The sequence below is a fragment of the Microbacterium sp. NPDC086615 genome (assembly GCF_040686055.1).
GTDB lineage: Bacteria > Actinomycetota > Actinomycetes > Actinomycetales > Microbacteriaceae > Microbacterium.
The window spans coordinates 25408-33702 of the sequence record NZ_JBFBJJ010000026.1; the positions used below are offsets into that span (position 1 = coordinate 25408).

An 8295-nucleotide genomic window follows, 5' to 3' on the forward strand; every position below is an offset into this window, starting at 1 on the left:
CGAGGGGCGGTCGAACTCGCCCCGCCTGATGCCCGAGATCGCGTCACACCCCGACACCTCGTCAGGGGCGCTTCGCGTCACTCCGTGATGCGGCAGGCCGCACCCTTGACGGGGTGCTGCGCTGTGAAGGACGGCATGTATCAAGGGGACCGGGAAAGAGTGATGATGACATCCGGAAGGCCGAGAGCTATCTCGTCGTCCGGGGCTTTGCATGGCGACGCCGGTAGTGGTCGCTGAGCTGGATTTCGCTGTTCACTTGGAGGGTGTGGGCTGCACGACGGATGACGCTGCGGTGCGTGTGATCTCGGCTTGTGTAGGTGTACGCGCGAGCACCCCAGACGAGTGTTACTGCGACAAAATAGAGCAACGTGTCGGCGGGTATCGCGGCGCGGGGTTCAGCAAGGCGATAGGGCATCGCACCGCTGCCCGGGTCGGCGGCCTTGTAGTACAGGTCCGTGACTGCCAGGGACGCATGGCTATAGCTCGACATGACTCGGTAGTAGATGTAGGCGTCAACGCCACCGGGCGAAAGATCGAGGCAGATATCGCGGAACTGACGCGAGCTGTCCGACGTCGCCAAGTCATGAGCGAGCTCGCTATCGGCAATGTCATCCGCCGACTCTCGGAACGTCGGTGACGCCGCCTTGTGAGCGTCGATCGCGAACGCTCTGCGGCTACGGGAGTGCTCGCGAATGATCGCGCGTACCCCGTGCTGATCCTTGCTCTGAACGACCCACACAGCGGTCAGGGCGCACTCGAACATCTGGCGGACGAGAGGAAGCGCAGCGTTGGTCATCCGGTTATCGAGAAGAAGAGCCGCCGCCCTCGCCGTCTCATGCAAGTGCCGCGCCCAGCCGTGCACGATGGCGACCCGCGCGGCGTCCTCTCCCGTGAACCGCTGATCCCGCCGCGCCGCGGGTTGGTAGAGAGAATCGGCGTCGCCGTGTGCTTGCCATGCGCTCTGCAACTCGTCGATGACCGTTCGCAGCTCGCTGCCGGTGAGCTTCACCGCGAACCTGCCGGCTCCTGAGTGTCAGCAAAACGAGACAGCTCCGCGTAGGCACGGGAGGCGGTCGACTTGTCGACGCCGAGCACCTTCCCGATGTAGGCGAAACTCGACCCGTCCTCCTCGCGCATACGGCGCAGCTCGGAGAGCTGGTCAGCGCTCAGCTTCGACGGTCGGCCAATCAGCTTCCCCTGGGCGCGGGCATGATCCATGCCGCGCTGCGTGTTCTCCCGAATCGTGTCGACGCGCAGCTCCGCGAACACCGCAACGATCCCGAACAGAGCACGGCCCGTCGGGGTCGTCGTGTCGATCTGCGGTTCGGTCAGAGAGCGAATGTCGATGCCGCGTTCGCGCAGCTCGTTCAACGTGTCGAGGATGATCCGTTCGCTGCCGCCGAGACGGTCGAGGCGACGCACCAAAAGAGTGTCGCCCTCGCGGAGGTAATCCAGGCACGCGACCCACTGAGGGCGCGCAGCGATGCGACTGGACTCGCCGTGGTCGACGAACACACGGGTAGCGCCGGCCGCGCGCAGCTCGGCCTCCTGCGCGTCCGGGTTCTGCTCCCGGCGGGAGACGCGGGCGTAGCCGATCACGTTCGTCATCTCTCGAGCCCCGCCGTGGGGAACCGGTCGGACATGTGGCCGGGGCCGCTACGGCGGGCCCGGGGCGGCTGCTGGCCGCTCTGGCCCGCACCCCTGGTCGCTTCTTTCGGGGACCGTTGGTAGCTGCCGCTGATGACGGCTCGGACGTCTGCGAGAGGGTCGGCCGCGAGGGATGGCTTCTCGACACTCACCGCGTTGAAGATCGGCACGAGCGACGACGGGTCAGGAGCGAACGCGAACATGTCGGGACGGCTCATAGCGGATGCCTGGTTCCACTGCTCGGGAGTCACCCGGTCGAACTCGAACCGGAACGGCGAGCCCTCGGCCAGGTCGTGCATGAACTGCTTCGACGTCCTGCCGTTGCCCTCGCGGAACGGGTGCGCCTGGTTCACGTACGCGAACACGGTGGCGCTGGTGGCAATGAAGTCGTTACGGCTGATCGAGGCCCAGTCGGTCGACGTCGCGAGCTGGTGCACCTCGGAGAGGTAGCGGCCCACTTCCCCGTCGTCGACGTGGCCGAAGTCGCGCCCCGGACCCTTGCCCATGTTGACCGTGCGGAACTCCCCCGCCCACTCGTACACGTCCTGGAACAGGTGCCGGTGAATCGCCTTCAAGTGCTCCGCGTCGAACGTCTTAGGGATATCGACCATCCCCGCTTCCAGCTCGAACCCGCGACGGGCCGTCTGCCCGTACTCGCGAGCTTTCAGCTCGAAGAAGTCGCGCTCATCGAACTTGTTGCGCAGAGTGCCGTTCAGACCGTTGATGGTCTCGGGATAGAAATACGACTCCCAGGTATCGAACCGATCGGCCACGTCAGGCTGCGCCGACGACGCCGGCGGCGCGTCGAGACACCTCGGCCGCGCGGTGAGCTGCCGCCGCCGAACGACGGTCGTACTCGGCCGCGTCAATCGCGCCGCGCGCGTAGTCCGTCAGGTTCTCGACGTCCTCGCGCGTGGGCTCCCAGCCCTCATGCCAGCCGGCGGCGAGGGATTGCACGACGGCGCGACGCTGCTTGTCGGTGAGCTGCGCGAACAGCTCCGGGTACTGCTGCTCGATCTTCATCTGCGACTCGGCCACGGTGGCTCCCCTCGGTCCCCACCAATTCTATCAAATGATGCAAAAGGGCTCCACTTGTTTTTGCATCGGTTCGGGTTTCGCGACGGGGTTTTGCACCGCGGCGATCGGCGTGTTTCCGGCAACTCTGTGAAGCGCGGCGGTAATTGTCGCGTTTGTCGCGTCGCTTCGGCGCCCAAGGAGGAGGGCTTCTTGAGCCAGCGCGGCTGGAGCCTCACATGGTTAGCAGCGGTGGGATCAGCATGGCAACGATGGTTGCATCGGCCACGACGTGGGCGAGGTAGGTGGCCAGCATTCCTCCTGTGCGGGTGCGCAAGTAGCCCAGCATCAGCGCCCACGTTCCGGCGAGCAGGACGCCGACGATCCCGTTTGGAACGCCGTGGAGGTGTGCGAGTCCGAATGCGAGAGCGGTGAGAGCGACAGCCGATCGAGGTGGGAAGTACCGCAGCATGGGTGTCAGCAATAGTCCGAAGAAGATGCTGTCCTCGATCGCACCGTTCAAGACGGTGAAGCCGAGGGCGCCCGCCACCGCAACCGGGGCAGCCACCGATCCGGCGAGCTCGCTGTATGTGGTCGGCAGCTGTCCGTCGAACACGGTTTGCCAGAGCAGGAGGGCAACGACACTCACGGCGGCCACTGCTCCTATGGTCGCCCAGGCCTGTCCATCGAACCGCCCGACTCGTAGCCATTCACGCCACCGTGCGAGGCGGCCGGCTCTCCACGAGATGAGCGCTGTCACCCCAATGGCAATCGCTGGCCCGCTCGGCCACAGACCAATGCCCGGAACCAGGCTGACGATGTAGAGCAGAGCGACCAGGATGATCGCATCCTTGGCCTCCGCCGCGTCGAGAGATCGTAGCCATAGGCTCAGCCCGACTGCGACCCCCGCCGCTACGACTGCGAACGGCAACGAGCCGACGACAACTGGTTGCAAGGCTCCCATTATGAGCAGCGCGATAGACACAACACGCCCACGCACGACCTCGCCTGGCATGTGCTGATCGTGTGCGTTCATACGCCTCATGATGTCGTGACTGAGAGGCAAGTCGTCGCAAAGATGCGCAGCGCATGCCGTGAGGGCGGAGTGCCGGCTGGACGTTGCACCTCTTTCGGCCCCCACCGCCCCGAAGCCCAATCGTCCCCCGCGGGATCGGGACTAAATGGCCTGTCTTCCATAGAGCCCTCGCGAACGACCGTTCATGAGACGGTCCTCCTACCGCCGAGCTACTTCCGCGAGTCATGTCTCACAACCTGTGGTTGTTCACGGAATGTGGCGGTGATTCGGTCACAGAGGTTGGCGGCTCGAAGGGCAAATGACGGCGGCGCTTGACCCTGCCCCTACGTCATGGTTCGTACTGAAGCGATGAGGCTCACTCCTGTTGCGTATCTGGCGTCCTATTTACTGTCGCTGCTTGGCAACTCGATCGCGGGCGTTGCTCTGCCGCTGATTGTCTTGCAGGTCACCGGTAGTGCCCTCGGTGCTGGTGCGGTCGCCGCGGCAACGGCGATCCCTGCCATGCTTGCGGGCCTGCTGATGGGTGTGGTCATCGACCGGATCAACCGGCGCACATCGTCGGTCGTGACCGATCTCGTCTCGGCCGCGTCGGTCGCAGCGTTGCCGCTGATCGACCTGCTCTCGGGACTGAGCCTGGGCTGGTTCATCCTGTTCGGCATCATCGGTTCGTTGGGAGATGTGCCGGGCATGACTGCTAGGGATGCCCTGTTGCCCGCGATCGTGCGCCACAGCAGGATCGCTTCGGAACGGCTCATGGGAGTCCGCGAGGCCCTGGGCGCGGTCGCGCTGCTGCTCGGCCCAGCGGCGGCAGGGACGCTCATGGTGCTGTTCGACGGGTCCACGGTGCTGTGGATAACCGCGGCGACATCATTGGCAGCGGCGCTGCTGACGTTGCTCATCCCGCACCACGTCGGTGCCGTTGTCACCGCGGACGGCGCTGCGGCCACTGTCACGGGCAACGGCTGGGTCGCGCTCCGGGACGGGTGGCGGGTGCTACTTGGTAGCCGATTCCTGATCGTCACCACGGTGCTGAGCCTCGCGTCGGTGATCGTGCTTGCTTCCCTGCAAGGGTTGATCCTGCCTGTCTACTTCACGCTCGTCGGGCAACCCGGAATGCTCGGCTTCATCCTCACCGCCCTGGCCGCTGGAATGCTGGTCGGCGGTACGGTTTACGCGATCGCTGGCACCCGCGGACGACGGCGCGCATGGTTCCTCTCTGGGCTGCTCGGTAGCACCCTCGGCTTCGGTCTCATCGCCACCCTGTCCTCCGTGTGGGTGGTCTTGGCCGGCGCATTCGTCGTCGGCCTGTCCAGCGGACTCTTCGGCAGCCTGATCGGAGTGCTGATGATCGAGCGCATCCCCGAGCAGATGCGCGGACGGATCATGGGCACACAGAACGCGATCATGACCGCCGCCCCACCCGTCGGGATCGTGACCGCCGCCGTTCTCACTGAGTACGCGGGCGTGAACGTCGCGGCGATCGCTCTCGTGAGTGTGTGGCTGGTCGCGGTCGCCGTCGGCTTGTTCGCACGCTCGCTGCATAACCTGGACCCCGAGTCGGCAGAGGCCGGCAACGGCGAGACGGCGGTGGTTGACAGTGCATAGCGGAGAGTTGGCGCGACTCGCGGGGGTCACTGTCCGGGCGTTGCGCCACTATCACCAGGTTGGCGTGTTGCCGGAACCTGACCGTGGGCGCAATGGGTATCGCAGCTACGACGTGCACGACCTGATCCGGGTCGTTCGAATCAAGCGCCTCGCCTCGCTGGGGATACCGCTGGATCGGATGCCCGATCTGCTCAACGATGCGGCACCAGATGAAGGAGGGCTGCTGGATGAGCTGGACGCCGCGTTTGCGGGGCAGATCGAACGTCTCACAGAGCAACGCAACCTCATCGCCCATCTCCGCATCCACGACGCGGCCCCGGACCTTCCCCCGGAGCTGGCTCCGTTCCTCGCAGTCTTCGTAGCCACGGGACTACCGCCGAACCTCGCGAAAATCGACCGCGACCAATCGGTACTACTGGCGCACCTCGTCGGAAAAGAGGGGATGCCATTTCTCGCGCGCTTCTACGAGCGGATAAGCGGATCCACGGTCGCTCCGTCCATAGCTGACATCGCGGAGCGTTTCGATCGGCTCGGACCGACGAGCACTGAGCAGGACATCTCCGCGCTCGTCGAGAACATCGTCGTATCGTTTGAGCCGTTGCTCGACGAGTTCTCGAATGGTCCGCAGCCCTACGAGCTGATCGGTTCCGCGAGCCTGTTTAGCGAGTACACGTCGGACGTGCTCAACGAGCAACAGCAGAGCACGCTCACACGAATCGCAACGGTACTAACGAGCAGAAGCCCCAATGACGGGGCGAGTCGCGACTCCGGCTCGACACCGGGCGTCCCTTACCCTGATCCGGAGACAGCGACAGGGTAGGTGGACTTCGTCTCCGACAGGGGCCACTCGTCCCGAAAAACTAAAGATTTTCAAGACATAAGAGGCTGCGTTATTCAGGCGCTTCCCTCCCCCGCATTTTCGAGGTTCACCACCGTCTCGGAAAGTCATCTCACAGCATCCCGTGTCTCAGTAGCTCTGCGAGGACTTTACGGGACAAGATGGGCGGGTGAGGCTTCTCGGTTACACACGGGTCAGTACCGCCGGTCAGGACCCGCAACTCCAGATCGGTTCGCTCCTCTCTATAGGGGTGCAGAAGCGGGACATCTTTTCCGACGTTATGTCCGGCAGTAAAACGGCGGCGTCGCGTCCGGGGATGCGACGCCTGCTCGAGTACGCCGAACCGGGTGACACCGTGGCTGTCTGGCGAGTGGACCGGCTTGGCCGCTCCCTGATTGATGTCCTCAATACCGTGAATGGGCTCCGGGATGCCGGCATCCAGGTGATGTCTGTCTCGGATGGTATCGATCCTGCGACGTCGACGGGCCGGCTGATGCTGAACATGCTCGCCACGTTGGCGGAATACGAACGGGAACTCATCGTCGAACGAGTCAACGCCGGCATCGCTGTGGCTCGGGAGGCCGGGATCCGGTTCGGGCGGCCGAAGTCGGACCCGGGTGTGGTGGGTGAGAAGTTGGCGATCGTGGCTCAGGCCAGAGCAGCGGGAAAGACAGCCGCCGAGGCGGCCGCGTTGGTGGGGTGGTCCCGCGCGTCCCTGTACCGGCACCAGTCCACCGCCGGCGCGGGCAGTCCCGGTGTCGGAGTGCCCCATGAATGAGACCTGCCGCGTGCTCGCGACCCTGTCTGAACTCGACGAGGACGGTGAGGTCATCAGCGTCGGAGAGTCCATCTCTCGATGGGCAGTTCCTTATCGGCGGGTGTACTTCCACGACGCGAGTGTCGACGAGGTCCCGTTCATTTTTGATAAGTACGCCGAGGGTGGCGTCGACGGGGCCGTTGTCGTTGAGGGCATTGTGACTGCTCTTGATGCCCTCTATGTGAAGGTCACCTGGGTTGACGGAAACGGGTGGGAACCCTGCGCAGGATCAGTTACTCGTGCGCCTCTAGAGACCACTGCGGACACGCGCCGACCAGTAGAGCATGTGGTGTGGGGCCCGACGTCAGAACCGGACGACGATGGGGTTGCTTACGCGATCGGGTACCCGGACACCCGCGAGGGTGATCAGATGTTGGCCGGGTGGGTCTTCACGCTGGAGCGTTGGGCAGTCCGGTCCGGCGATACCGAACACGGTAGGCCCTAACGAACGCGACCATGCCCTTCACACCCAATAGAACGGAGGCCGCGCCCAGGGCCGCGCAGAGCACGAGCGCGACCACGATGACGACAAGTCCGGCCGGACGCTCCTCGTAGTAGTAAGTCGAGTAGGTGGGGTCCCACACCAGATACTCCGCCCCGTAACTCATCCCCATCGAGTAAACGGCGGGGACCGCCACGACGCAGACGACAGCCAAGACGAGTCGTAGCATCGCAGGCGTGAAGCGTCTCATGGACGTCATCGTGACACGCACAGATGACCAGTTCGTGAACACCTGCTCTCTGGGTCCCGGTTGGCGTAGGAGAGCGGAGCAGCACCAGTTCGACACCGCCCGGGTGTTGCAGTGGAGCGGCGGGTGCGCTGTGGTGGCGGCATCGCTCCTAATCGGGCTTGCCGTCCGCGTCGGGCGCACGCTCTGGGCTGTGGTGTCGTTCTTCGTGGCCGGCCTCGCCGGACTCGGTGTCTTCATTGCCGCGTTCTCTGCCACGGGTGGCCTGCCGATTAAGCGGCGCGTCCATCACGCCCAGCACTGAACTTCGCGAGTCGGTGCGAAACCGATCGGTTCCTTCCGGTTCGTATAGGAAGGGCTAGCGTGGCACACGATGATGACCCGGGTACAAAAACGTTCGCTAACAATTCTGATCGTTCTGATCGTTATCGTGGTCGTCGGGGGGTACGCCGTCTTGACGTCTGGTGTCTTGGCGTTCATCTTCGATCCCGACGTGGAGGCAGCCGCTTCGACAGGTGTTGCTATGACCGCGCCGATGAGCGGAATTTGCACGCCGAGCCTGTCAAGTTGTGTGTGTAAGTGGGTGGTGTCTCGGGGGTTAGAGGTAGCGGTGGATGCGTTCGGGGTAGACGAGGGAGAGTTGTTCGAG

The 8295-nt window shown here is 64.3% G+C and carries 11 protein-coding genes; 6 read left to right on the forward strand and 5 right to left on the reverse strand.

Annotated features, from left to right (window positions below; translation table 11 throughout):
* Positions 1–187: 187 nt before the first annotated feature.
* The 5 genes from AB0O24_RS17600 to AB0O24_RS17620 form a co-directional block, all read right to left on the reverse strand.
* Positions 188–1009 carry a DUF5677 domain-containing protein gene (locus AB0O24_RS17600; RefSeq protein WP_275800354.1) on the reverse strand — a complete coding sequence of 274 codons (822 nt, stop codon included), beginning with the start codon at positions 1007–1009 and terminating at the stop codon, positions 188–190.
* The gene (locus AB0O24_RS17605) at positions 1006–1608 is read right to left on the reverse strand and encodes a recombinase family protein (protein ID WP_275800352.1); all 603 of its coding nucleotides are present in this window, start codon (positions 1606–1608) and stop codon (positions 1006–1008) included. Before AB0O24_RS17605 ends, AB0O24_RS17600 begins: the two co-directional genes overlap by 4 nt.
* Complete coding sequence (locus tag AB0O24_RS17610; RefSeq protein WP_275800350.1) at positions 1605–2420, reverse strand: Fic family protein; 816 nt, start codon at positions 2418–2420, stop codon at positions 1605–1607. The genes AB0O24_RS17605 and AB0O24_RS17610 overlap by 4 nt, the downstream gene beginning before the upstream one ends.
* Before the next feature lies 1 nt (position 2421).
* On the reverse strand, positions 2422–2685 hold the full coding sequence (locus AB0O24_RS17615; RefSeq protein ID WP_275800348.1) for a hypothetical protein: 264 nt from the start codon (positions 2683–2685) through the stop codon (positions 2422–2424).
* Between the two features lie 211 nt (positions 2686–2896).
* On the reverse strand, positions 2897–3676 hold the full coding sequence (locus AB0O24_RS17620; protein WP_363376698.1) for a CPBP family intramembrane glutamic endopeptidase: 780 nt from the start codon (positions 3674–3676) through the stop codon (positions 2897–2899).
* A 369-nt stretch (positions 3677–4045) separates the two neighbouring features.
* On the opposite strand from AB0O24_RS17620, the gene AB0O24_RS17625 reads away from it, so the two are divergent.
* The 6 genes from AB0O24_RS17625 to AB0O24_RS17650 all read left to right on the forward strand — a co-directional run.
* The gene (locus AB0O24_RS17625; RefSeq protein ID WP_275800344.1) at positions 4046–5302 is read left to right on the forward strand and encodes an MFS transporter; all 1257 of its coding nucleotides are present in this window, start codon (positions 4046–4048) and stop codon (positions 5300–5302) included.
* Positions 5295–6122, forward strand: a complete 828-nt coding sequence (locus tag AB0O24_RS17630; protein ID WP_275800342.1) for a MerR family DNA-binding transcriptional regulator — start codon at positions 5295–5297, stop codon at positions 6120–6122. The genes AB0O24_RS17625 and AB0O24_RS17630 overlap by 8 nt, the downstream gene beginning before the upstream one ends.
* Positions 6123–6309: 187 nt before the next feature.
* A complete protein-coding gene (locus AB0O24_RS17635) occupies positions 6310–6918 on the forward strand; it encodes a recombinase family protein (protein ID WP_275800340.1) in 609 nt (202 codons plus the stop codon).
* Positions 6911–7402, forward strand: a complete 492-nt coding sequence (locus tag AB0O24_RS17640; protein WP_275800338.1) for a hypothetical protein — start codon at positions 6911–6913, stop codon at positions 7400–7402. The genes AB0O24_RS17635 and AB0O24_RS17640 overlap by 8 nt, the downstream gene beginning before the upstream one ends.
* 233 nt (positions 7403–7635) lie before the next feature.
* Entirely contained in the window at positions 7636–7950 is a 315-nt protein-coding gene (locus AB0O24_RS17645) for a hypothetical protein (RefSeq protein WP_275800336.1), read from the forward strand.
* A gap of 69 nt (positions 7951–8019) precedes the next feature.
* On the forward strand, positions 8020–8295 hold a 276-nt coding region (locus AB0O24_RS17650; protein WP_363376700.1), incomplete at its 3' end, for a hypothetical protein.

Coding starts and splice junctions, on each gene's coding strand:
- AB0O24_RS17605 (WP_275800352.1), bottom strand. CDS start 1,608: ATGACGAACGTGATCGGCTACGCCCGCGTCTCCCGCCGGGAGCAGAAC.
- AB0O24_RS17620 (WP_363376698.1), bottom strand. CDS start 3,676: ATGCCAGGCGAGGTCGTGCGTGGGCGTGTTGTGTCTATCGCGCTGCTC.
- AB0O24_RS17625 (WP_275800344.1), top strand. CDS start 4,046: ATGAGGCTCACTCCTGTTGCGTATCTGGCGTCCTATTTACTGTCGCTG.
- AB0O24_RS17640 (WP_275800338.1), top strand. CDS start 6,911: ATGAATGAGACCTGCCGCGTGCTCGCGACCCTGTCTGAACTCGACGAG.